This window comes from Streptomyces sp. C36 (assembly GCF_040932295.1).
Classification (GTDB): Bacteria; Actinomycetota; Actinomycetes; order Streptomycetales; family Streptomycetaceae; genus Streptomyces; species Streptomyces triculaminicus.
The window spans coordinates 347056-370414 of sequence record NZ_JBFQGI010000004.1 but is presented as its reverse complement, the minus strand read 5'-3'; the positions used below and the strand labels follow the sequence as shown (position 1 = coordinate 370414).

Genomic DNA, 23359 nt, shown 5'->3' with positions numbered 1-23359 from the left:
ATGTGACACTTACCGGCGTCGGAAACCGGCCATAGCGGCGGCAATCGCCGCATAGATCACGGCGATGGTGAGGATCAGTACGGACGACCTTCCGTCCGGCGGCAGCATCAGCGCGGCCACCGCCGCCGCGCCGACGAAAGCGACGTTGAACGCGACGTCGTAGAGCGAGAAGATCCGGCCCCGGAACGCGTCGTCGACCGAGGACTGGACCACCGTGTCGGTCGTGATCTTGGCGCTCTGGGTGATCATGCCCAGGATGAAGGCGGCGACGAGCATGGGTGCCGGGGCGAAGGGCAGCCCGAGGGCGGGCTCGAGAACCGCCGCCGCCCCGGCGCAGAAGGTCATCCAGCCCAGGCGGCCCAGCCGGGAGACCGCCCAGGGCGTGATGAGGGCCGCGGTGAGGAATCCCGCGCCCGAGACGGCGACGGCGTAGCCCAGCAGGGCCAGCCCGTCGGCTTCGTTGTCCGCCCAGGCGTAGCGGCACAGCATCAGCAGCGTCACCGTCAGCGCGCCGTAGCAGAAGCGCATCAGCGTCATCGCGGCCAGCGCCCCGGCGGCGAGGCGACGTTCGGCCAGGTGGCGCAGTCCGGCGGCGAGGCCGCGGAGGGTGAGTGCCAGGGCGGTGCGCAGTCGTGTCCGGGACACCGCGGCGTCCGGTCCGAGGAGCCCGATGGGCATGCGCAGCGCGCACAGGCCGGCGCACAGGTACAGGGTGGCGCCGAGCAGGACGACCCCGGCGTCGGTCGCGGCACTGTCGGACCCGGCCAGGCGTACCGCGAAGGCGAGCCCGCCGCCCGCGGTGGCGGCGAGGGTACCGGCGGTGGGGGAGAGGGAGTTGGCCATGACCAGGCGCTCGGGCGAGTCGACGACGCGGGGCAGGGCGGCCGAGAGCCCGGCGAGGACGAAGCGGTTGACGGCGGTCACCGACAGCGCGGAGGCGTAGAAGAGCCAGTCGGGGACATGGACGACGACGAGCAGCGCGGTCCCGGTGGCCAGGGCGGCCCGCGTCAGGTTGCCGTACAGCAGCACCTGACGGCGGCTGAAGCGGTCGAGCAGGACGCCGGCGAAGGGGCCGAGGAGCGAGTAGGGCAGGAGCAGGACGGCCATGGCGGAGGCGATGGCGGCGGGGGAGGTCTGCTTCTCGGGGGAGAAGACGACGTGGGCGGCGAGGGCGACCTGGTAGACGCCGTCGGCGGCCTGGGAGAGCAGCCGGACTGCCAGCAGACGGCGGAAATCGCGCAGTTGCAGCAGGACGCGAAGATCACGCACAACAGGCATGTTCCCCAGCCTCACACAACACACAGGCCCCTGGGTGTATTACCCAGGGGCCTGTGATCAGGGAAGCCGGCGCTTAGCGCTCGACCTCGCCCTTGATGAACTTCTCGACGTTCTCGCGGGCCTCGTCGTCGAAGTACTGCACCGGCGGCGACTTCATGAAGTACGAGGAGGCGGAGAGGATCGGGCCGCCGACGCCGCGGTCCTTGGCGATCTTCGCGGCGCGCACGGCGTCGATGATGACACCGGCGGAGTTCGGGGAGTCCCAGACCTCGAGCTTGTACTCCAGGTTCAGCGGGACGTCGCCGAAGGCGCGGCCCTCGAGGCGGACGTACGCCCACTTGCGGTCGTCCAGCCAGGCCACGTAGTCCGACGGGCCGATGTGGACGTTCTTCTCGCCCATGTCGCGGTCGGGGATCTGGGAGGTGACGGCCTGCGTCTTGGAGATCTTCTTGGACTCCAGGCGCTCGCGCTCGAGCATGTTCTTGAAGTCCATGTTGCCGCCGACGTTCAGCTGCATCGTGCGGTCCAGGACGACGCCCCGGTCCTCGAAGAGCTTGGCCATGACGCGGTGCGTGATGGTGGCGCCGACCTGCGACTTGATGTCGTCACCGACGATCGGGACGCCGGCCTCGGTGAACTTGTCCGCCCACTCCTTGGTGCCGGCGATGAAGACCGGGAGGGCGTTGACGAAGGCGACCTTGGCGTCGATGGCGCACTGCGCGTAGTACTTGGCCGCGTCCTCGGAGCCCACCGGCAGGTAGCAGACCAGAACGTCGACCTGCTTGTCCTTGAGGACCTGGACGATGTCGACAGGGGCCTCGGGGGACTCCTCGATGGTCTGGCGGTAGTACATGCCCAGGCCGTCGAGGGTGTGGCCGCGCTGGACCGTGACACCGGACTGCGGAACGTCGCAGATCTTGATGGTGTTGTTCTCGCTGGCACCGATGGCGTCCGCGAGGTCGAGGCCGACCTTCTTCGCGTCCACGTCGAAGGCGGCGACGAACTCGACGTCACGCACGTGGTAGTCGCCGAACTGCACGTGCATCAGACCCGGCACGCGGCCGTTCGGGTCGGCGTCCTTGTAGTACTCGACGCCCTGCACCAGCGAGGCGGCGCAGTTGCCCACACCGACGATCGCTACGCGAACCGAACCCATTCCGGTTGCTCCCTGTTTGTACTCGACGAAGCCCTGCGGAGTGCAGGGCTCACTGGTCCGGGCCGTTGCGCTTGTCACGCCCGGCCCGCTCGCTCTCGATCAGCTCGTTCAGCCAGCGGACCTCTCGCTCCACGGACTCCATGCCGTGTCGCTGAAGTTCGAGGGTGTAGTCGTCCAGCCGCTCCCGGGTGCGGGCGAGGGAGGCGCGCATCTTCTCCAGACGCTCCTCCAGACGGCTGCGGCGGCCTTCCAGCACCCGCATCCGTACATCCCGCGAGGTCTGTCCGAAGAACGCGAAGCGGGCGGCGAAGTGCTCGTCCTCCCACGTGTCCGGACCGGTGTGGGCGAGCAGCTCCTCGAAGTGCTCCTTGCCCTCTGCCGTGAGGCGGTAGACGATCTTCGCCCGCCGTCCGGCCAGCGACGCCGCACGGGCGTCCTCCGGTGCGCTCCCGGGCTCCTCGACCAGCCAGCCGCTCGCCACAAGGGACTTCAGGCAGGGGTAGAGGGTGCCGTAGCTGAACGCACGGAACACCCCGAGTGAGGTGTTCAGGCGTTTCCGCAGCTCGTAGCCGTGCATCGGGGACTCGCGGAGCAGGCCGAGGACGGCGAACTCGAGGATGCCGGAGCGTCGGCTCATGTTTCGCCTCCTTGTCCCCCACAGCCTAGTCCTTGTGATCCCTAATCCTTATTGGTCCCTTATGCCGACTTGATGTGCCGACCGGGTGTTCCGAGCTGATGTGCCGAGCTGATGTATCGACTCGATACATCCAGACGATAGAACGAGCGTCCTGCGGCGACAAGAGGGGGCACGGTGAACGAGGTCACATCACCGATTCGTGGGACACAACAGGCCTGATTTGGAGTGAACATCCCCAGTGGGCTGGATTTGGCCGTGCGTAGTCTGTGCGCCATGCAGACCAACGGGAACCGGGTGACGTCGTCAGACGTCCTCGTCCCGTATGCAGTGCGGCCCGTCGCTCGGGGGGACAGCCGGACCGCACATCGGGGGGAATGCAAGCCACCTGCCGCTGTCAGGCGATAGCGCCTGCCCGAGGAGTAATCGTTCGATGAGCGAGCACCGCCGCAAGCCGCCACCGCCCGAGGGCGGAGGACGAGGCTCGGCCCGTCGCGCGGTCCAGCCGCCGACGTCCGGCCGTCGCGTCACACCAGCCAGCAACTCCGCAGGTCCGGGGAACGGGCGCGGAGAGGAACCCCGGTCCGCCGGGCGGACGGGCGCGCGCCGCGTGCCCCAGCGCGGCGATGCCGCGGCCGGCGGGCGCAGACGTTCCCCGGACGCCGGGCGGGGCCGCAGGGACGGCGGGCGCCCCCCTGTGAAGCGCTTCATCGACTATCCGCGCGCGGGCAAGACCGGAGCGCGGCGCTGGCTGCCGTCCTGGAAGCTCATGACGGGCCTGGTCATCACCACGGTCGGCCTGGTGCTCGGCATCGTCGGCGTGGCCCTGGCGCTGGTGCAGGTGCCCAGCGCCCAGAAGGCCTCGGTCGTCCAGAAGAACGTCTACTACTGGGCCGACGGCAAGCAGATGGTCGTCGCCGGCGGCGGCAGCCTCAACCGGCAGATCGTGCCCATCGCCCAGATCCCCCTGTCGATGCGGAACGCGGTGATCTCCGCGGAGAACGCCAGCTTCGAGAAGGACTGGGGCGTCGACCCGATGGGCATCGCGCGCGCCGTCGTGAAGATGGCGCAGGGCGGTGAGACGCAGAGCGGCTCGACGATCACGCAGCAGTTCGTGAAGAACACCTACCTGAGCCAGGAGCAGACGCTCAAGCGCAAGGCCACCGAGCTGCTCATCTCGGTGAAGGTGGGTGCCACGAAGGACAAGGACTTCATCCTGGCGGGGTATCTCAACACCGCCTACTACGGACGTGGCGCGTACGGCATCCAGGCCGCGGCGCGGGCGTACTTCGACAAGGACTGCGCCGACCTGACGCCCAGCGAGAGCGCGTTCCTGTCGGCCACGCTGAACGGTCCGAACCTCTACGACCCGTACGGCGGCCAGGGCCCGGCGGCCACGCCCGAGAAGAACACCAAGCGGGCCACCGACCGCTGGAAGTGGACGCTGGACCGTGAGGTCCAGGTCGGCCGCATGCAGGGTCTCGAGCGCGACAAGTGGGTCGCGCAGGGCTTCCCGAAGGTGCAGAAGCCGAAGCCCGCGACCAACCGGGCCGGGCAGATCGGCTACCTGACCGACCTCGCCGACAACTACATCGTGGCCCACTCCCGGCTCAGCAAGGCGGAGCTGGACAAGGGCGGCTACCAGATCTACACCACGTTCGACCGGGACAAGGTCAACGCGCTGGCGAAGTCGGTCGATGAGGTGCGCAAGGCGAACATCAAGCCGAAGGCGCGCGAGGTCGACCAGTTCGTGCAGTTCGGCGGGGCGTCGGTGGAGCCCAAGACCGGCAAGATCGTCGCCATCTACGGCGGCGAGAACGCGCTGGAGCACTTCACCAACAACTCCGACTACACCGGTGTGCAGGTGGGCTCGACCTTCAAGCCCTTCGTCCTGGCCGCCGCGATGACGCACGGCAAGCGCAACCCGGGGCTCGGCCCGCAGCAGAGCGACAGCCAGCGCACGATCGTCTCTCCGGAGAGCATCTACAACGGCAACAACAAGCTGACCCTGCGGGAGTACAACGGCCGGGTCTGGCACGACCAGAACGGCGGGGAATGGCGCCAGCCGAACGACGGTGACGAGGACAAGGGCCTGGTCACCCTGCGCACCGCCATGCAGTTCTCGGTCAACACGCCCTTCATCCAGCTGGGCATGGACGTCGGCACCGACCTGGTGCAGGAGGCCGCCCTCAAGGCGGGCCTGGACAAGGACCAGCTGTCCTCGCTGACGCCCACCTTCTCCCTGGGCACCTCCGCGCCCAGCGCGATCCGCCTGGCGGGCGCGTACGGCACCTTCGCGGCCAACGGCAAGCAGACCGACCCCTACTCGGTCGAGAAGGTCGAGAAGGACGGCCGGCCCGCCTACGAGCACGAGAAGAAGAGCGCCCAGGCCTTCGACTCCAACGTGGCCAACAACGTCACCGACGTGCTGAAGACCGTCGTGGAGTCGGGCACCGGCACCGCCGCGAAGCTCGGCGACCGCCCGGTGGCGGGCAAGACGGGTACGACCGACGGCAACCGCTCGGCCTGGTTCGCGGGCTACACCCCGCAGCTGTCGACGGCGATCGGCATGTACCGCGTCGACCCCAACGCCAAGAAGCAGGAGTTCCTCTCGATGCGTGGTGTGGGCGGCAAGGCCACCATCCACGGCGCGTCGTTCCCGGCGGAGATCTGGGCCGACTACATGGGCAAGGCGCTCAAGGGACAGCCCGTCCTGCAGTTCGACGCGCCGCAGGCGATCGGCGAGAAGGTCTACGGGGACGGGGCCAGCCCCTCCCCCAGCCCGATGCCGTCGACGTCGCCCTCGGTCACGCCGTCCCCGTCGGCGTCGTCCTCGCCGTCCAAGCGCCCGTCCGGCTCGCCCTCCCCGAAGCAGTCCTGCAACCCGTTCGACCCCAAGTGCAAGCCGGGCGGCAACGGCGGCGGCGGAGGGAAGCACGGTGGCACCAGCAGCGGTGCGGGCGGCAGCGGTGGAACGCCGTCACCGGATCCGACCGCGCGCCAGCCGGACGGAGGACTGTTCGGCGGCCCCGACGGCTGATCATCCTATGAATCCGTCCTACCCCTGCTGAGCAGGTCTTTTCGAGGGCCGTCCCGCGTTCGCGCGGGGCGGCCCTCGAGTTGTCCACAGGTTCCGCCGGGTCACGGACCGGTACGGCAGGATGTGGGCATGAGGAGCGCGCGGGACGACCAGCTTGTACGGCCCACCGTCGAGGACGAGGTGGCCGCCGCCGGCAGCGAGCTCATCGGCGGTCCGGTGGGGCGGCGGGCGCTGATCGGCGTGAACTGGTGGACGCCGGTGCGGGTGATCGCGCTGGTGGCCATCGGGATGTTCGCGCTGGGAATGGTGCAGAAGCTGCCGTGCTACGACCACGGCTGGTTCTTCGGCGCCACCACGCAGTACACCCACGCCTGCTATTCCGACATCCCGCATCTGTACAGCGGGCGCGGCTTCGACCAGGGGCTGCTGCCGTACTTCGACCGCATTCCGCAGTCGCTCTCCGGCGGCATGGACTATCTGGAGTACCCGGTCCTCACGGGGCTGTTCATGGAGGTCGCGGCGCTGCTCACGCCGGGTGGCGGCACCCTCCAGGACCGCGAGCGGATGTACTGGTTCATCAACGCCGGGATGCTGCTGGCCTGCACGGCCGTCATCGCGGTGTGCGCGGCCCGTACGCACCGGCGCCGGCCCTGGGACGCGCTGCTGATCGCCCTGGCCCCGGCCTTCGCGCTGACGGCCACCATCAACTGGGACCTGTTCGCGGTGGCCCTCACCGCCGCGGCGATGCTGATGTGGTCACGTGGCCGGGCGGTCGCGGCCGGTGTGCTGATCGGCCTGGCGGCCGCGGCGAAGCTGTACCCGGCGCTGCTGCTGGGGCCGCTGCTGGTGCTGTGCTGGCGGGCCGGCCGGATGCGGGCGTTCCTCGGCGCCGCCGCCGCGGCCGTGGGGGCCTGGCTGGTGGTGAATCTGCCGGTCATGCTCATGTACGACGCCGACGGGTTCCACATCCGCGAGGGCTGGGCGAAGTTCTACACCTTCAGCCAGGACCGGCCGGTGGACTTCGGGTCGGTCTGGCTCTTCATCTCGCAGCGCACCGGCGATCCGCTGAACGACGCCAACGACTACGCGACGCTGCTGATGATCCTGGGCTGCCTGGGCATGGCGGCCCTCGGTCTGTGCGCTCCCCGGCGGCCTCGGTTCGCGCAGCTGGCCTTCCTGGTGGTGGCGCTGTTCATCCTGGTCAACAAGGTCTACTCGCCGCAGTACGTGCTGTGGCTGGTGCCGCTGGCCGCGCTGGCCCGCCCGAAGTGGCGTGACTTCCTGATCTGGCAGGCCTGCGAGGTCATGTACTACCTGGGCATCTGGTTCTACCTGGCGTACACGGGAAGCGGCGACAAGCACCAGGGCCTGCCGCCCGAGGGCTACCAACTCGCGATCATCGTCCACCTGCTGGGCACGCTGTACCTGTGCGCGCTGGTGGTGCGGGACATCCTCAAGCCCGAGCGGGACGTCGTCCGGCGCGACGGCTCGGACGACCCGTCCGGGGGCGTGCTGGACGGGGCTCCCGACATATTCGTCCTGGGCTCCGCGCGCCGCGAGCGGCACGCGGAGCTCTCCCAGGGAGCACGCGTCCAGTGGGGCACCGGGAGCCGCGGCCTGTAGGGCCGGCGGGTCCCCGCCCCGAACCACGGGGGTGGGATCAGTGGTCGAGAATGCGGTCGAACTGCGTGGTGGTGTGCCGCAGATGGGCCACCAGCTCGTCTCCGACCTGGGGGGCCGGGGCGTCGTTCGGCACGAAGAGGATGGAGACCTGCATGTGCGGGGGCTCCGCGAACCAGCGCTGCTTGCCGGCCCAGACGAAGGGCGACAGGTTGCGGTTCATGGTCGCCAGCCCCGCGCGGGCGACGCCCTTGGCGCGCGGCATCATGCCGTGCAGCGCCTTGGGCGCCTCCAGCCCGACGCCGTGCGAGGTGCCGCCGGCCACCACGACGAGGTAGCCGTCACCGGCCGCCTTCTGCTGGCGGTAGCCGAAGCGATCGCCCTTGGAGACGGGCGTGACGTCCAGCACCGCGCCGCGGTAGTGGGTGGCCTCGTGGTCGCCCAGCCACAGCCGGGTGCCGATGCGGGCGCGGAAGCGGGTCTGGGGGAACCGCTGCTGCAGCTCGTGCAGTTCGTCGGCCTTGAGGTGGCTGACGAACATGGTGTGCAGCGGCAGGTGCGCGTTGCGCAGCCGCTCCATCCACGCGGTGATCTCGTCGACGCCGGTGGTGCCGTCGGCGCGGTCCAGCGGCAGGTGTATCGCGAAGCCCTCCAGGCGCACGTCCTCGATGGCCGCGTGCAGCTTGGGCAGGTCCTCCTCGCTGATGCCGTGCCGCTTCATGCTGCTCATGACCTCGATGACGACGCGCGCGCCCACCAGGCCGCGCACGCCCTCCACCGAGGAGACCGAGCGGATGGCCCGGTCCGGCAGCGGCACCGGCTCCTCGCCGAGCCGGAACGGCGTCAGCACCAGCAGGTCACCGCCGAAGTAGTCCTTCATGCGGGCCGCTTCGTAGGTGGTGCCCACCGCGAGGGTGTCGGCTCCCCAGCGCGTCACCTCTTCGGCGAGCCGCTCGTGGCCGAAGCCGTAGCCGTTGCCCTTGCAGACCGGGACTATCCCCGGAAACTGCTGGATCACGGACTGCTGGTGTGCCCGCCAACGCGCGGTGTCGACGTAGAGCGTGAGCGCCATGGCCGGTCCCGGAACCTTTCCCTGTGGCTGCGAAGTGACGTGGTCGTGTGCCCGGCGGAGTCGCTCCGCGGGCGGACGGAAGGATCAGCGGCGCGACATGTACATGTCGAGGGCCTTGTGCAGCAGCTTGTTGAGCGGGAAGTCCCACTCGCCGAGGTACTCCGCCGCCTGGCCGCCGGTGCCGACCTTGAACTGGATGAGGCCGAAGAGGTGGTCGTTCTCGTCGAGCGAGTCGCCGATGCCCCGCAGGTCGTAGACGCTGGCGCCCAGCGCGTAGGCGTCGCGCAGCATCCGCCACTGCATGGCGTTCGACGGCCGGACCTCGCGCTTGTGGTTGGCCGAGGCGCCGTAGGAGTACCAGACGTGCCCGCCGACGATCAGCATGGTCGCGGCGGCGACGGCCTCGCCCTCGTGCACGGCGAAGTACAGCCGCATGCGGTTGGGGTCCTCGGAGTTGAGGGCCGTCCACATGCGCTGGAAGTAGCTCAGCGGGCGCGGGCGGAACTTGTCGCGCTCGGCGGTGATCTCGTACAGGTGCTGCCAGGTCGGCAGGTCCTCGTAGCCGCCCTGGACGACCTCGACGCCGGCCTTCTCGGCCTTCTTGATGTTGCGGCGCCACAGCTGGTTGAAGCCCTTGTGGACGTCCTCCAGGGAACGGTTCTCCAGCGGCACCTGGAAGACGTAGCGGGGCTGGACGTCGCCGAAGCCGGCGCCCTCCTCCTCGCCCTGCTGCCAGCCCATCCGGCGCAGCTGGTCGGCCACCTCGAAGGCGCGCGGCTCGATGAAGGTCGCCTCGACGTCGCGCAGGCGCTTGACGTCGGGGTCGGCGATGCCGGTCTTGATCGCGTTGGCGTCCCAGCGCCGGATGACGACCGGCGGGCCCATCTTCACGGAGAAGGCGCCCTGCTGCTTGAGGTGGGCCAGCATCGGCTGCAGCCAGTCGCTCAGGTTCGGCGAGAACCAGTTGATGACCGGGCCCTCGGGCAGGTAGGCCAGGTAACGCTTGATCTTGGGCAGCTGGCGGTAGAGCACCAGACCGGCGCCCACCATCTGGCCGGTCTTGTCGAACCAGCCCAGGTTCTCCGAGCGCCACTCGCCCTTGACGTCCGCCCACCCCGGGACCTGCATGTGACTCGCCGCGGGCAGGCTCTGGATGTAAGCCAGATGCTGCTCTCGGCTGATTGTCCTCAGGGTCAGGCTCATGCGGGGCGCTCCTCGGCAGGTGTGTCCCCATGGTCGGGGCTCCGGCTCTCGCGCCGAAGCCTACTGCGACAGGGGAGCGCCCCGATCGGGCGTACGGCCCGCTATCCGATCACACCCCCGAAGAGCCCCCCGTGCGCCATGCCCAGAAAGAAGCCGAAAGCGGACGCGCCTAGTCCGATGATCAGCAGGAATCGCTCGCCGGTGGTGGCGGAGATGAACTGTCCCCAGGCCCCGGTGAGGATGCCCGCCAGCCCGCTCCAGGAGCTGAGCAGGTGCAGCCCGGTCCACAGGGACGAGATGGCGGCGAGCGCACCGAGGACCACCGTCACGGCGGCGAGGGTGTTCTCGACGGGGTGGGACCTTCCGTCGCTGTTGAGGACCGCGAGCAGACCGCGGGATCCATGGGGCTGCCGAACCGCCTGTGTCATGGGGCCACCTCCTGATGGCGAGCGCGATGTAGCGCCGGTCACACACGATGCGTCCAGATTGGGGGGCCCGGAGGACCGATTTCAACCCGGCGCCCGTGAGCGGGTACTCTGTACGGTCTGCACCGGTGTCTGCCCGGACCCAGCTTCGGTCCCAGGGGCAACCCAGGGACTTTCCGCTGATTGTCAGTGTCCGCCGATACCGTTGTTCACGCATCACGACCCTCCTGCCACGGATCGACCGTGGCCGCTGAGTCCAAAGGAGGTGGGTTCCACATGCGTCACTACGAGGTGATGGTCATCCTCGACCCCGATCTCGAGGAGCGCGCTGTCTCCCCGCTGATCGAGAACTTCCTCTCCGTCGTCCGTGAGGGCAACGGAAAGGTCGAGAAGGTCGACACCTGGGGCCGTCGTCGTCTCTCGTACGAGATCAAGAAGAAGCCCGAGGGCATCTACTCGGTCATCGACCTGCAGGCCGAGCCTGCGGTCGTCAAGGAGCTCGACCGCCAGATGAACCTGAACGAGTCGGTCCTCCGGACCAAGGTCCTTCGTCCCGAGACCCACTGAACCCCAGCGGTTCAGAGGTAATCGGGCTGCATCTCCACGAGTAGCAAGCAGCCAGCAGCACACCCGCCGAGAGGTTCATCCATGGCAGGCGAGACCGTCATCACGGTCGTCGGCAATCTCGTCGACGACCCCGAGCTGCGCTTCACCCCGTCCGGTGCGGCGGTCGCGAAGTTCCGCGTCGCGTCCACTCCCCGCACCTTCGACCGCCAGACCAACGAGTGGAAGGACGGCGAGAGCCTCTTCCTCACGTGCTCGGTGTGGCGGCAGGCGGCGGAGAACGTCGCCGAGTCGCTTCAGCGAGGCATGCGCGTCATCGTGCAGGGCCGTCTGAAGCAGCGGTCCTACGAGGACCGTGAGGGCGTCAAGCGCACGGTCTACGAGCTCGACGTCGAAGAGGTCGGCGCCAGCCTGAAGAACGCCACGGCGAAGGTCACCAAGACCGCGGGTCGCGGTGGCCAGGGTGGCTATGGCGGTGGCAGTGGTGGTGGCCAGGGTGGCGGCTGGGGCTCCGGTCCCGGCGGCCAGCAGAGCGGCGGCGGGGCTCCCGCCGACGACCCCTGGGCCACCGGCGCTCCGTCCGGCAACCAGCAGGGCGGCGGCGGAGGCGGCTGGGGCGGCGGCTCCGGCAACTCCGGCGGCGGCTACTCGGACGAGCCGCCCTTCTAGGCCCGTCTCCACGGGCCCGGGCCGCCTGGCGGCCCGAGGGCGACAGCACAAAACTTCTTGATTCACAGGAGAGAGACAATGGCGAAGCCGCCCCCGCGCAAGCCCAAGAAGAAGGTCTGCGCGTTCTGCAAGGACAAGACCGCTTACGTGGACTACAAGGACACGAACATGCTGCGGAAGTTCATTTCCGACCGCGGCAAGATCCGTGCCCGTCGCGTGACCGGTAACTGCACTCAGCACCAGCGTGACGTCGCCACGGCCGTGAAGAACAGCCGTGAGATGGCGCTGCTGCCCTACACCTCGTCCGCGCGATAAGGGAAGGGTGACCAACTAATGAAGATCATCCTCACCCACGAGGTCTCCGGCCTCGGCACCGCCGGTGACGTCGTCGACGTCAAGGACGGTTACGCCCGCAACTACCTGGTCCCGCGCGGTTTCGCGATCCGCTGGACCAAGGGTGGCGAGCAGGACGTCGCTCAGATCCGCCGCGCTCGCAAGATCCGCGAGATCGCGACGATCGAGCAGGCCAACGAGGTCAAGGGTCAGCTCGAGGGCGTCAAGGTCAAGCTTGCCGTCCGCGCCGGCGACGCCGGCCGTCTGTTCGGCTCCGTGACCCAGGCCGACGTCGCTGCCGCGATCAAGGCCGCCGGTGGCCCGAACGTCGACAAGCGTCGCGTCGAGGTCGGTTCGCCGATCAAGACCCTGGGCGCCCACCAGGTGTCCGTGCGTCTGCACGCCGACGTCGTTGCCAAGCTCGGCATCGAGGTCATCGCCGCCTGACGGCTGCGATCAGGCACAGCCTGAAGGAAGGGCCGCACCCCTCGGGGTGCGGCCCTTCCGCCGTTCTTGGCCGGGCCCCCCGTTCTTGGCCGGGGCCTTGGGCCCCGCAAGCCCATCGGCGGCCTCAGGCGCGTACGGCTCCCGTCACCAGCCAGCGTCCGGAGCGGGCGCGCAGCCACAGGGTGGCCAGCCGGGCCGTCATCATCAGCGTCATCGCCCACCACAGGGCCGTCAGACCGCCGCCCAGGCCCACGACGAGCACCGCGGCGGGCGCGAAGACCGCCAGGACCGCCAGCATCGCCCAGGCGAGATACGGCCCGTCGCCGGCGCCCATCAGCACCCCGTCCAGGACGAACACCACGCCCGCCACCGGCTGGCCCACGGCCACGACCAGCAGCGCCGGCAGCAGCGCGTCCCGTACGGCCGGGTCGGAAGTGAACAGCGGGGTGAACGCCGGTCGCGCCGCGATCACCAGGAGCCCCAGCACCACACCCGAGACGATGCCCCACTGCACCATGCGGCGGCAGGCGGCCCGGGCCCCGTCCGCGTCGTCGGCGCCCAGGCAGCGCCCTATGATCGCCTGCCCCGCTATCGCGATGGCGTCCAGGGCGTAGGCCAGCAGGCTCCACAGGGTCAGCACGATCTGGTGCGCGGCGATGTCCGCGTCCCCGAGCCGGGCCGCGACCGCCGTGGCGATCAGCATCACGGCGCGCAGCGAGAGCGTACGGACCAGCAGCGGCACGCCGACCTGGGCGCAGGCCCGGATTCCGGCGGCGTCGGGGCGCAGGGAGGCGTCGTACCGTCTCGCTCCGCGGACGACGACGGCGAGGTAGACGGCGGCCATGGCCCACTGGGCGATGACGGTGCCCCAGGCGGAGCCGGCGATGCCCAGGTCGGCGCCGTAGACGAGGCCGAGGTTCAGGGCGGCGTTGGCGGCGAAGCCGCCGACGGCGACGTACAGCGGGGTGCGGGTGTCCTGCAGGCCCCGCAGCACGCCGGTGGCGGCCATCACGACGAGCATGGCGGGCACGCCCAGGGAGCTGATCCGCAGGTAGTCCACGGCGTGCGGGGTGGCGGCCGGGGAGGCGCCGAAGACGTCGACGAGGGCGGGGGCGGTGGGGAGCGCGGCGGCCGTGACCGCCGCGCCGAGTATGAGCGCGAGCCATATGCCGTCCAGGCCCTGCCGGATGGCGGCCCGGGTGTCGCCGGCGCCGACCCGGCGGGCGACGCCGGAGGTGGTGGCGTAGGCGAGGAAGACGAAGATCCCGACGGCGCTGGTGAGCAGCGGGGCGGCGATGCCGAAGCCGGCGAGTTCGGGGGTGCCGAGGTGGCCCACGATGGCGCTGTCGGCCATCACGAAGAGGGGTTCGGCGACGAGCGCGCCAAAGGCGGGTACGGCGAGTGCGAGGATCTCGCGGTCGTGATGGCGGGCACTGCGCCGCCGGCGCGCGGGGGCCTGGGTCACGCTGCCGTCCAATCTTCCACAGGTAATCAGCGCATCCAGCTTACGACCCTTACCTGTCTGCGATGTGTGTGATCTTCTCTGCGTCGTTTGTCGCGATCTCCGCCCGGGCGGGAAAGTTTTTCTCCTCAACAGCCAGTGGATGACAAAGTCGCAGGTCAGAGTGGTGAGTGGAGGGCGATTGTGTGTTTGTCCACAGTGCTTTCCCCCGCGCCGTGCACAGGTTGGAGGGGGTTCTCCACAGGCTGGGGCCGCTCATCCACAAGCCCTGTGGATAACCAGATTGGCTGACGGTGCCCGCGGGCCTACCGTGGACCGGCGCCTGCCGTCCGTTCCGGCCCCGTTCACGGTCCCGTTCCCGGTCCCGTCACGTCCTCGTTCTCGTCTCGTGGACCTTACGGGACCGACACGAACGCACCGCGAAGTCGACGCGGAAGAAGCGGAGTCGGGCGTCTTCATTTGTCAGAGCCGTGCCGTAGGAAAGAGTGGCACGGCGAGGTCCGCGTCGCGGACGGGAGGAGGTGGCCCGGGTGAGTATCCCCGAGCCCATGGACGACCCCTGGGGCGACGGCGGCCCCGGAGACCGGCTCCCCTTCCCCCGCTCCCGTCGCGGCGACGCCAAGGGCCGCGGTGAGCAGCACGACCGCGGCGGCGACGAGGGCGGCTCCTGGGACCGTGGCGGGTCCGGCTTCGAGCGGGTGCCGCCGCAGGACCTTGACGCCGAGCAGTCCGTCCTGGGCGGCATGCTGCTGTCCAAGGACGCCATCGCCGACGTCGTCGAGGTCCTCAAGGGCCAGGACTTCTACCGCCCGGCGCACGAGACGATCTACCAGGCCATTCTCGACCTCTACGCGAAGGGCGAGCCGGCCGACCCGATCACCATCGCCGCCGAGCTCACCAAGCGCGGCGAGATCACCCGCGTCGGCGGCGCCGCGTATCTGCACACCCTGGTGCAGTCCGTCCCGACCGCGGCCAACGCCGAGTACTACGCCGAGATCGTCCACGAGCGCGCGGTGCTGCGCCGCCTGGTCGAGGCGGGCACGCGCATCACCCAGATGGGATACGCGGCCGACGGCGACGTCGACGACATCGTCAACAAGGCCCAGGCCGAGGTCTACGCCGTCACCGAGCAGCGCACGAGCGAGGACTACCTCCCCCTCGGCGACATCATGGAAGGCGCGCTCGACGAGATCGAGGCCATCGGCTCGCGCAGCGGCCAGATGTCGGGTGTGCCCACCGGCTTCACCGACCTGGACGCCCTGACGAACGGCCTGCACCCCGGGCAGATGATCGTCATCGCCGCCCGTCCCGCGATGGGTAAGTCCACCCTCGCGCTGGACTTCGCCCGCGCCTGTTCGATCAAGAACAACCTGCCGAGCGTGATCTTCTCGCTCGAAATGGGCCGCAACGAGATCGCGATGCGCCTGCTGTCCGCCGAGGCCCGTGTGGCCCTGCACCACATGCGCTCCGGCTCCATGACCGACGACGACTGGACCCGGCTGGCCCGCCGCATGCCGGACGTGTCGGCCGCGCCGCTCTACATCGACGACTCGCCCAACCTGTCGATGATGGAGATCCGGGCCAAGTGCCGCCGCCTCAAGCAGCGCGCCGACCTCAAGCTCGTGATCATCGACTATCTCCAGCTGATGCAGGCCGGCGGCAACAAGCGCTCCGAGAGCCGCCAGCAGGAGGTCTCGGACATGTCCCGTAACCTCAAGCTGCTGGCCAAGGAGCTGGAGCTGCCGGTCATCGCGCTGTCGCAGCTGAACCGTGGCCCCGAGCAGCGTACGGACAAGAAGCCGATGGTCTCCGACCTCCGTGAGTCCGGCTCCATCGAGCAGGACGCCGACATGGTCATCCTGCTGCACCGCGAGGACGCCTACGAGAAGGAGTCCCCCCGCGCCGGCGAGGCCGACATCATCGTCGGCAAGCACCGTAACGGCCCCACGGCCACGATCACCGTGGCCTTCCAGGGTCACTACTCGCGCTTCGTGGACATGGCACAGACCTGATCCGCCGGTCCCCCCGCGGGGACTTCTCGGCATGACCTCGGCATGACCTCGGCATGGCCCCGGAGTGATCGTCAGGACCGGCGGGTGATCATCCGGCTGGTTAGGGTGCGGACATGACGGATTCGTACGAACTGCTGCCCGATACCCGCCGTGCCCTGCTGCACCGCCTCGCCACCGGCCAGGTGGAGGGGCGCACACCCGCGCTCGTGGGTGCGGTGATGCGTGAGGGGCGCATGGTGTGGTCGGCGGGGTGGGGCGCCGTGGACGGGGACGTTCCGGGGGCGGACACGCAGTACCGGATCGGTTCGATCACCAAGACGTTCGTCGCGGTCCTGGTGATGCGGCTGCGCGACGAGGGACTGCTCGACCTCGACGACCGTCTCGGCGCGTACCTGGAGACGCCCGAGGGCAGCGACGCGACCATCGCCCAGCTGCTGTCGCACACCTCGGGGCTGGCCGCCGAGACCGGCGGGCCGTGGTGGGAGCGCACGGACGGCGCGCTGCGCCCCGAGCTCGCCGACCTCTTCGGCGAACGCGCCCAGCGCCACGCGCCGGGGCTCCTGCACCACTACTCCAACGTCGGCTTCGCGCTGCTGGGCGCCCTGGTCGAGCGGCTGCGCGGGCAGGACTGGTACGAGGTGCTGCGCCGGGAGGTGCTCGAGCCGCTGGGCATGCACCGTACGACCCTCGAGCCCCAGGCGCCGCATGCCCGGGGCTGGGCCGTGCACCCCTGGGCGGACGTACTCCTTCCGGAACCGGCGGTGGACACCGGGCGGATGGCCCCGGCCGGTCAGCTGTGGTCCACGGCGGCCGATCTGTGCCGGTTCGCGGCGTTCCTGCTGGACGGCGACGACCGGGTGCTGGGCGCACGGTCGCTCGCCGAGATGCGCACCCCGCGCACCGAGCCGCAGGACGCGGACCGCGCGGCGGCCTATGGCCTGGGCACCCTGCTGAGCTGGCAGTCCGGGCGCTTCCTGCACGGCCACGTCGGCACGATGCCGGGGTTCGTGGGAACCCTGTGGATCAGCGCCGAGGACGGCGTCGCCGCGGTCGTCCTCGGCAACGCCACCTCCCAGCTCGGCATCCCGGCCATCGCCGCGGACCTCGTGGGCACGGTCGCCGAGCGGGAGCCCCGCATTCCGGTGCCGTGGCGCCCCCTCGACGACGTGGACGGGCGGCTGCTGGAGCTGACCGGGCCCTGGTACTGGGGCGCCGCCCCCTTCGCGCTGCGCCTGGCCGGCGGCCGGGAGCTGCGGCTGGCGCCGCTGGGCGACGGCGGGCGCGCGGCGCGCTTCCGCGCGGAGGAGGACGGGACCTGGACCGGTCTCGACGGCTACTACGCCGGCGAGACCCTGTCGGTCGTCCGGGGCGAGGGCGGGGCGGTGAGCCATCTGGACATCGGCACCTTCGTGTTCACCCGCGAGCCGTACGAGGCGGGAGAGGCGGTGCCGGGCGGCGTCGACGCGGGCGGCTGGCGTTAGTCCGATGGTCTGACCGGGCCGGGGTGCGGACGTAGAGTCGACGGGAGACTGGCGGCGCCGGACACGCGGCGCGATACCACCTGGAAGGCACCGTGACTGCGAACACCGCACCGGCCCTGCTCGACCTGGCGCCCCTCGGCGCCGGTCACTTCGCCCGCATCGAGGACAAGGTCGCGGCGCTGATGCGCACCCGCGAGACCGTGGTCGCGATGCAGGGCGAGGCCCTGCTGCCGCTGGAGGCGTGCATTCGTTCGGCCGTACGCCCCGGCAGCACCGCGCTCAACATCATCACCGGCCCGTACGGCGAGACGTTCGGCGGCTGGCTGCGCTCCTGCGGCGCCGAGGTCGTCACGGTGGCCGCGCCCTTCAGCGGCGCGGTCACCCCCGCCCAGGTCGCCGACGCGCTGCGCGCGCACCCGGACATCGACTTCGTCAGCCTCGTCCACGCCGAGGCGGCCACCGGCAACACCAACCCCGTCGCGGAGATCGGCGCGGTGGTCCGCGAGCACGGCGCGCTGCTGATGCTGGACGCGGTGGCCTCCGTCGCCGCCGAGCCGCTGCTCACGGACGAGTGGGGCGTCGACCTGTGCGTGATCGGCGGTCAGAAGGCCATGGCGGGGCCGGCCGGGGTGTCGGCCGTGTCGGTCAGCGCCCGCGCCTGGGAGCGCATCGCCGCCAACGAGCAGGCGCCCCGCCGTTCCTACCTCTCCCTCCTGGACTGGAAGGAGCGTTGGATCGACGGCGGCCGCACCGCGCTGCCGCACGCCCCCGCGCAGCTGGAGATGCTCGCGCTGGAGCAGGCCCTCGACCGCATCGAGGCCGACGGTCTGGACGGCGTCATCGCCCGCCACCGCGCCGCCTCGGCCGCGACGCGCGCGGGCGTACGGGCGCTCGGCGCCCTGGCCCCCTACGTGATCCGTGACGAGGACGCGGCCCCGGCGGCCACCACGCTGCGCGCCCCGGAGGGCATCGACGCCCGGGACGTCGTGGCGGCGGCCCTGGCGGCCGACGCCTCGGTGCCCGTACAGGCGGCGGCAGGCTCTCTGGCCAAGGAGATGATCCGCGTCAACCACTACGGCCTGGACGCGGACCGGGAGGTCGTGCTCGCCTCGCTGGCGGCGTTCGGTGAGGGCCTGCGGGCGTTGGGCGTGCAGGTCGCGGACCCGGCCGGGGTCGTGCGGGCCGCGGGCGACGCCTGGGACGCGGTGATCGCGGGCTGACGCACGGCCCCCGGGCCGCCCTTCGCGCAAGGCCGCTGCCGGTGCTTCTCGCACCGGCAGCGGCCTTTTTTGCGTTCTCTGTCGCTTATCACCCTTATGTCGCGTGGGCCTCCTCGTCGTCACACGCGAATAGAATCGGAACCCACGTCCCGTTTCGATCCGCCCTCCCGGAAGGTCCCCGCGCATGGCCCGGCGCAGGAGTCCGTCTCCGCCCCCGCCCCTCGCCCCGTCGCTCCGCTCGGACGCACGCCGCAACAGGGAACTCGTCCTCCAGGCCGCCCGATCCGCTTTCGAGGAAGCCGGGTTGGCGGTTCCGCTCGGTGAGATCGCGCGCCGTGCCGGCGTCGGCACGGGCACCGTCTACCGTCATTTCCCGTCCAAGGAAGCCCTGTTCAGGGCCACGGTTGTGGACCGTGTGCGGCTATTCACCGATACGGCAAGGGAGTTGGCGCACGCGGACGACCCCGGAGCGGTCTTCTTCCGCTATCTTTCGGCGGTCGTACGGCTGTCGGTACGGAACAAGGGCCTGTGCGACGCCCTGGAGGGCAGTCTCGAGCCCTCTCCCGGCGTCGAGGAGGGCTTCCGCGAGGCGCTGACGGTCCTGCTCGAGCGGGCCCAACAGGCCGCCGCCGTACGGAAGGACGTGACCATCGACGATGTGATGGCCCTGCTCATGGGCTGTCTTTCGATGGAGCAGCGGCGGGGTCCGGCGGTGGCACCGGGAAGGATGACGGCGCTGCTGTGCGACAGTCTGCGGCCGGGGCGTCATGTGACGAAACTGCCCCCGAATCCGGCCGTACGGCGTAACGAAACGGGATGCGCGGCATGCGGGGGCCCGGTGCGGGTGTCGCGTACGGGCCGGCCCGCGCGGTATTGCGGCGGCGCCTGCCGGCAGCGGGCGCACCGCGAGCGGGCACGGGCGCGTACGGGCACGTGACGGCGGCCCGCCTCACGCGGACCCGGTGGTCTCGGCGGACCCGCGGCCCTTGGCGATGACGAGGCCGCCGGTCGCCGCGAGGCCGATGAGCGCGACGCCGAACGTGGTCGCCCCCGAGGTCAGGCCGACGGCGTCGCTCAGGTAGCCGGCCGCCACGGGCAGCAGGCCGGCGGGGAGGTAGCCGCTGACGTTCAGTGCGGCGTTGGCCTCGGCCAGACGCCCGGCGGGGACCGTGGAGTTCAGCAGGGAGACACCGCCGAGCTGGCCCATGCCCTGCCCGGCTCCGACGACGATCGCGGCGGCGGCGAGCAGGACGACGGACGAGGTGCGCACCGCGCCGATCAGGGCGGCCATGCTCACGGCCGTGCTCACCGAGGCGGCGAGCAGAATCGTACGGACGCGCAGCCGCCGGACCGCGAACTGCACCGTCGTCGAGGCGAGGAACATCGCGAACGCCATGCCGCCGGCCACCGCGCGACTGGTCGTGCCCAGCAGCCCGGACAGCAGGGACGGGCCGAGCGAGAGCACGAACGACGTCGCGGTGATGCCCGGCGCGAACGCCGCCGCACCCGCCAGCAGCCGGCCGCCCGCGCCCCGCGGCACCTTGGGCAGCCGCACCCACGACCCGCCCGTGCGTCGTCCCGGCCCCTCGGCCGGGCGCGGCAGCGGCATGCGCACGACGACGGCGAAGGCCAGGGCGAGCAGGACGATCTCGACGAGGAAGACGGCCGCCGTCGGGGCGGGCAGCGTCTCGGACAGCACGCCCGCCAGCAGCGGGCCCAGCCCGGCGCCGAGCACCATCGCGCTCGAGGCGAGCAGCGCCGCCAGCCGCCTGCGCGCCGGGCCCGCCACGTCCGCCACCGCCGCCATGCCGGCGGACACGACCGCGCCGACGGCGATTCCGCTGAGCAGCCGGGCGGCGATCAGCTCGGCGACGGAGGACGCGGTCGCGAAGATCACGCAGGCGATCGCGGCGAGCGCCAGCGCCGGGAGCAGCACCGGCTTGCGGCCGATCCGGTCCGAGGCCACGCCCGAGACCAGCAGCGAGCCGATGAGGCCGGCGATGTAGGAGGCGAAGACGATCGTCAGCGTGCCCCGGGAGAAGCCGATGTCGCGCTGCCACAGGACGTACAGCGGTGTCGCCGCGTTGGACAGGATGAACACCGCCGTCACGGGCCAGGCCGCGAGCCAGATCCACCGGCGGGGCGCGGGCGCCGGCGGCGCCGTCGCCTGTGTCCCGCCGGTCGCCTTCGTGGTCGGGGCCGTTGCCCTGGTCGTGGTCGTGGTCATGGCCGTCATGGGTCCCCCTCGGTTCGCGCTCAGTACGAGTTTTATCGAACTTAGCACGCTGTACGATTGGAGTCGTACAAGGTTGACGGAAAGGTGAGAACGCCGATGACGGCCTTCAAGGTTCTGCCCGTGCCGGCGGACGCGCCCGAGCCGCTTCCCGAGCCCGCGGTCGGCGACCTGCGGCTCGAGGCGGTGCTGGGGGTGCTGAGCGACCCGCTGCGACTGGGGATCGTGTGCAAACTCCTGCTGGAGCGGGAGAAGTTCGATCACACCTGCGGGTGGTTCGGGCTGGACCGGCCCAAGTCCTCGCTCACGCATCACTTCAAGGCGTTGCGGGAGGCCGGGGTCATCCGGCAGCGGCAGTACGGGCTCGAGCGGCGCAGCCATGTGCGGATCGACGACCTCGAGGCGCGCTTCCCGGGACTGCTGCGACTGGTGGCCGACTGGACGCCGTCCGAGTCGGCCTGACGATCAGGCGCGGCGCGCCCGGCCTGACGGCGGGGCGTGATGCGCCCGGCCTGACGGCGGGCGCGGGGCGCGGGGTGCCGGTCAGGAGGCCGGGGTGAGGCCTTCCACGGCGGCGACCAGCGGGGCGAGTTCGGCGCGGCCCGACGCCTCGTGCAGCGCCTCGCGCAGCGCGGCGTCGTTGGTGGGACGGGCCTGGTCCAGCAGGGAGCGGCCGGCCTCGGTGACGTCGGTGTAGATGCCGCGGCGGTCGGTGAGGCAGAGGTAGCGGGTCAGCAGACCGCGGTCCTCCATGCGGTTGACCAGGCGCGTCGTCGCGCTCTGGCTGAGTACGACGGCGTCGGCGACTTCGTTCATGCGCAGGTGCCCGCCGTCGCCGTCGTGCTGGCGGCTGAGGACGTCGAGCACCGAGAACTCGCGCACGCTCAGCTCGTGATGGGCCTGCAGCGCCCGCTCGAGATGGGCCTCTATGCGGCTGTGCAGCGCGGACAGCGCGCACCAGCCCTGCGCCAGGCCGGTCAGGGCGGGGTCCGGGGTGTGGGACATGGATGACCCTCCTTCGGAGTCGTACGCGGTCGCCGGGGCACGTGCCGTTCGAGTCGCTCCCGACCAGCGTATCTCCCCGCCGCAATGGCCCGCGCTTGCAAGTAACCCGCGTCTGCAATTATTGTTGAGGCCGGTAAAAGTCTGCCGCAAAGACTTCGCCCACCGCTGCCTCCGCTAAGGACCCCCGTCATGCCACTCGCCCTGCTGGCGCTCGCCATCGGCGCCTTCGGTATCGGCACGACCGAATTCGTCACCTCGGGCCTGCTTCCCGAGATCGCGGACGAGTTCGGCGTCTCCATCCCCACCGCCGGCCTCCTGACCACCGGCTACGCGCTCGGCGTCGTCGTCGGGGCGCCGGTCCTGGCCATCCTCGGGGGCCGGATTCCGCGCAAGACGATGCTCATGGGCCTCATGGGCCTGTTCGTCGTGGGCAACACAATCTCCGCCGCCGCCCCCGTCTTCTCGCTGATGCTCGCCGGACGGATCGTCGCGTCGCTCGCGCACGGGGCGTTCTTCGGCATCGGGTCGATCGTCGCCGCCGGGCTCGTCGCCCCGCAGAAGAAGGCGGGCGCGATAGCGATGATGTTCACGGGGCTGACCACCTCCACGGTGGTCGGCGTGCCGATGGGCACCCTGGTCGGCCAGAACGTGGGCTGGCGCGTCACGTTCCTGATCATCGCCGGGCTCGGCGTCCTCGCCGTCCTGGGCATCGCCGCCCTCGTGCCCCCGCAGCCCCGGCCCGAGCGCACCCGGCTCAGCGGCGAGACCGCGGCCTTCCGCAACCCCCAGGTCCTGCTCGCCATGGCGATGACCGTCCTCGGCTTCGGCGGCGTCTTCACCATGAGCACCTACCTCGCCCCGATGATGACCGACGTCGCCGGCTACGCCCCCTCGTCCGTCACCTGGCTGCTCGTCCTCTTCGGCCTCGGCATGCTCGTCGGCAACCTGATCGGAGGCCGGTACGCCGATCGCGCGCTGATGCCCATGCTCTTCACCGCCCTCGGCGGACTGGCGGTCCTGCTCGCCCTGCTGCCGCTCACCGCGCACGACAAGACCGCGGCCGCCGTCACCATCCCGCTCATCGGCGCCTTCGGCTTCGCGACCGTCCCCCCGCTGCAGAAGCGGGTGCTCGACCAGACCGCCGACGCCCCCACCCTCGCCTCCGCCGTCAACATCGGCGCCTTCAACCTGGGTAACGCCATGGCGGCCTGGCTCGGCGGCCTCGTGATATCCGCCGGCTTCGGCTACACCGCCCCCAACTGGGTCGGCGCCGCCATGGCCGCCTCCGCGCTGCTCCTCGCCCTGCTCTCCGCGTCGCTCGAGCGGCGCACCACGGCCCCCTCGGCCGGGCGCGTGGTCGCCGGGGGATCGCCCGTGGCCGCCGAGCGGGAGGCCTCGCCGGCCGCCCGCTGAGCGGCGGGCGGCCGGGACCCGGGGGCCGGTCGTGGCCCGGGCAGAGGTCAGGGGCGTGATCCCTCGCGGCGGGAGTGCGCCTACGCTCGGTC

Annotated in this window: 21 protein-coding genes and 1 pseudogene; 13 read left to right on the top strand and 9 right to left on the bottom strand. The window is 70.7% G+C overall.

What is annotated here, in order from left to right; all coding sequences use genetic code 11:
• Positions 1-9 precede the first annotated feature (9 nt).
• The 3 genes from AB4K12_RS15205 to AB4K12_RS15195 all read right to left on the bottom strand — a co-directional run bounded on the left by AB4K12_RS15205 (position 10) and on the right by AB4K12_RS15195 (position 3071).
• A complete protein-coding gene (locus AB4K12_RS15205; protein ID WP_368434716.1) occupies positions 10-1278 on the bottom strand; it encodes an MFS transporter in 1269 nt (422 codons plus the stop codon).
• A gap of 73 nt (positions 1279-1351) precedes the next feature.
• On the bottom strand, positions 1352-2434 hold the full coding sequence (locus AB4K12_RS15200) for an inositol-3-phosphate synthase (RefSeq protein WP_362260132.1): 1083 nt from the start codon (positions 2432-2434) through the stop codon (positions 1352-1354).
• A gap of 49 nt (positions 2435-2483) precedes the next feature.
• On the bottom strand, positions 2484-3071 hold the full coding sequence (locus AB4K12_RS15195) for a PadR family transcriptional regulator (protein ID WP_190063694.1): 588 nt from the start codon (positions 3069-3071) through the stop codon (positions 2484-2486).
• 430 nt (positions 3072-3501) lie between these two features.
• On the opposite strand from AB4K12_RS15195, the gene AB4K12_RS15190 reads away from it, so the two are divergent.
• On the top strand, positions 3502-6108 hold the full coding sequence (locus AB4K12_RS15190; protein ID WP_368434715.1) for a transglycosylase domain-containing protein: 2607 nt from the start codon (positions 3502-3504) through the stop codon (positions 6106-6108).
• Positions 6109-6237: 129 nt separating this feature from the next.
• Positions 6238-7731 carry a glycosyltransferase family 87 protein gene (locus tag AB4K12_RS15185; protein ID WP_368434714.1) on the top strand — a complete coding sequence of 498 codons (1494 nt, stop codon included), beginning with the start codon at positions 6238-6240 and terminating at the stop codon, positions 7729-7731.
• Between the two features lie 37 nt (positions 7732-7768).
• Here AB4K12_RS15185 and AB4K12_RS15180 read toward each other — a convergent pair whose 3' ends face one another.
• The 3 genes from AB4K12_RS15180 to AB4K12_RS15170 all read right to left on the bottom strand — a co-directional run bounded on the left by AB4K12_RS15180 (position 7769) and on the right by AB4K12_RS15170 (position 10431).
• Positions 7769-8800, bottom strand: coding sequence for an alanine racemase (locus tag AB4K12_RS15180; RefSeq protein ID WP_086567631.1), 1032 nt, complete (start codon positions 8798-8800; stop codon positions 7769-7771).
• 84 nt (positions 8801-8884) lie between these two features.
• The gene (locus AB4K12_RS15175) at positions 8885-10003 is read right to left on the bottom strand and encodes a peptidoglycan bridge formation glycyltransferase FemA/FemB family protein (protein ID WP_362260125.1); all 1119 of its coding nucleotides are present in this window, start codon (positions 10001-10003) and stop codon (positions 8885-8887) included.
• A gap of 101 nt (positions 10004-10104) precedes the next feature.
• On the bottom strand, positions 10105-10431 hold the full coding sequence (locus tag AB4K12_RS15170) for a hypothetical protein (RefSeq protein ID WP_086567628.1): 327 nt from the start codon (positions 10429-10431) through the stop codon (positions 10105-10107).
• Positions 10432-10704: 273 nt separating this feature from the next.
• Here AB4K12_RS15170 and rpsF point away from each other — a divergent pair, with 273 nt between their 5' ends.
• From rpsF to rplI, 4 genes are all read left to right on the top strand, one after another.
• Positions 10705-10995 (top strand): 30S ribosomal protein S6, encoded by a 291-nt coding sequence (gene rpsF, locus AB4K12_RS15165; protein WP_006604399.1) that lies wholly within the window; start codon positions 10705-10707, stop codon positions 10993-10995.
• 81 nt (positions 10996-11076) lie between these two features.
• Positions 11077-11661 (top strand): single-stranded DNA-binding protein, encoded by a 585-nt coding sequence (locus AB4K12_RS15160; protein ID WP_086567626.1) that lies wholly within the window; start codon positions 11077-11079, stop codon positions 11659-11661.
• Positions 11662-11739: 78 nt separating this feature from the next.
• Positions 11740-11976: a 30S ribosomal protein S18 gene (rpsR, locus tag AB4K12_RS15155; RefSeq protein ID WP_004950692.1), complete on the top strand. Its 237-nt coding sequence runs from the start codon at positions 11740-11742 to the stop codon at positions 11974-11976.
• A gap of 18 nt (positions 11977-11994) precedes the next feature.
• Complete coding sequence (gene rplI, locus AB4K12_RS15150; protein WP_086567625.1) at positions 11995-12441, top strand: 50S ribosomal protein L9; 447 nt, start codon at positions 11995-11997, stop codon at positions 12439-12441.
• Between the two features lie 124 nt (positions 12442-12565).
• Here rplI and AB4K12_RS15145 read toward each other — a convergent pair whose 3' ends face one another.
• Positions 12566-13906: an MATE family efflux transporter gene (locus AB4K12_RS15145; protein WP_368434713.1), complete on the bottom strand. Its 1341-nt coding sequence runs from the start codon at positions 13904-13906 to the stop codon at positions 12566-12568.
• Positions 13907-14451: 545 nt separating this feature from the next.
• On the opposite strand from AB4K12_RS15145, the gene dnaB reads away from it, so the two are divergent.
• The 5 genes and pseudogenes from dnaB to AB4K12_RS15120 all read left to right on the top strand — a co-directional run bounded on the left by dnaB (position 14452) and on the right by AB4K12_RS15120 (position 19553).
• Entirely contained in the window at positions 14452-15915 is a 1464-nt protein-coding gene (gene dnaB, locus AB4K12_RS15140) for a replicative DNA helicase (RefSeq protein ID WP_368434886.1), read from the top strand.
• Between the two features lie 113 nt (positions 15916-16028).
• Positions 16029-17396, top strand: coding sequence for a serine hydrolase domain-containing protein (locus AB4K12_RS15135; protein ID WP_368434712.1), 1368 nt, complete (start codon positions 16029-16031; stop codon positions 17394-17396).
• A gap of 92 nt (positions 17397-17488) precedes the next feature.
• Entirely contained in the window at positions 17489-18616 is a 1128-nt protein-coding gene (locus AB4K12_RS15130) for an alanine--glyoxylate aminotransferase family protein (protein WP_368434711.1), read from the top strand.
• 184 nt (positions 18617-18800) lie between these two features.
• Positions 18801-19004, top strand: a pseudogene (locus tag AB4K12_RS15125) (helix-turn-helix domain-containing protein); the annotation flags it as partial.
• A 57-nt stretch (positions 19005-19061) separates the two neighbouring features.
• Positions 19062-19553 (top strand): hypothetical protein, encoded by a 492-nt coding sequence (locus AB4K12_RS15120; RefSeq protein WP_368434885.1) that lies wholly within the window; start codon positions 19062-19064, stop codon positions 19551-19553.
• A 12-nt stretch (positions 19554-19565) separates the two neighbouring features.
• Here AB4K12_RS15120 and AB4K12_RS15115 read toward each other — a convergent pair whose 3' ends face one another.
• Complete coding sequence (locus AB4K12_RS15115; RefSeq protein ID WP_368434884.1) at positions 19566-20843, bottom strand: MFS transporter; 1278 nt, start codon at positions 20841-20843, stop codon at positions 19566-19568.
• 105 nt (positions 20844-20948) lie between these two features.
• Between AB4K12_RS15115 and AB4K12_RS15110 the strand changes: the two genes are divergently transcribed.
• Complete coding sequence (locus AB4K12_RS15110; protein WP_368434710.1) at positions 20949-21311, top strand: ArsR/SmtB family transcription factor; 363 nt, start codon at positions 20949-20951, stop codon at positions 21309-21311.
• Positions 21312-21392: 81 nt separating this feature from the next.
• Here the strand turns inward: AB4K12_RS15110 and AB4K12_RS15105 are convergent, their stop codons facing one another.
• Entirely contained in the window at positions 21393-21854 is a 462-nt protein-coding gene (locus tag AB4K12_RS15105) for a MarR family winged helix-turn-helix transcriptional regulator (RefSeq protein ID WP_368434709.1), read from the bottom strand.
• A gap of 189 nt (positions 21855-22043) precedes the next feature.
• Between AB4K12_RS15105 and AB4K12_RS15100 the strand changes: the two genes are divergently transcribed.
• Positions 22044-23267, top strand: a complete 1224-nt coding sequence (locus AB4K12_RS15100; RefSeq protein WP_368434708.1) for an MFS transporter — start codon at positions 22044-22046, stop codon at positions 23265-23267.
• The last annotated feature ends 92 nt before the right edge of the window (positions 23268-23359 follow it).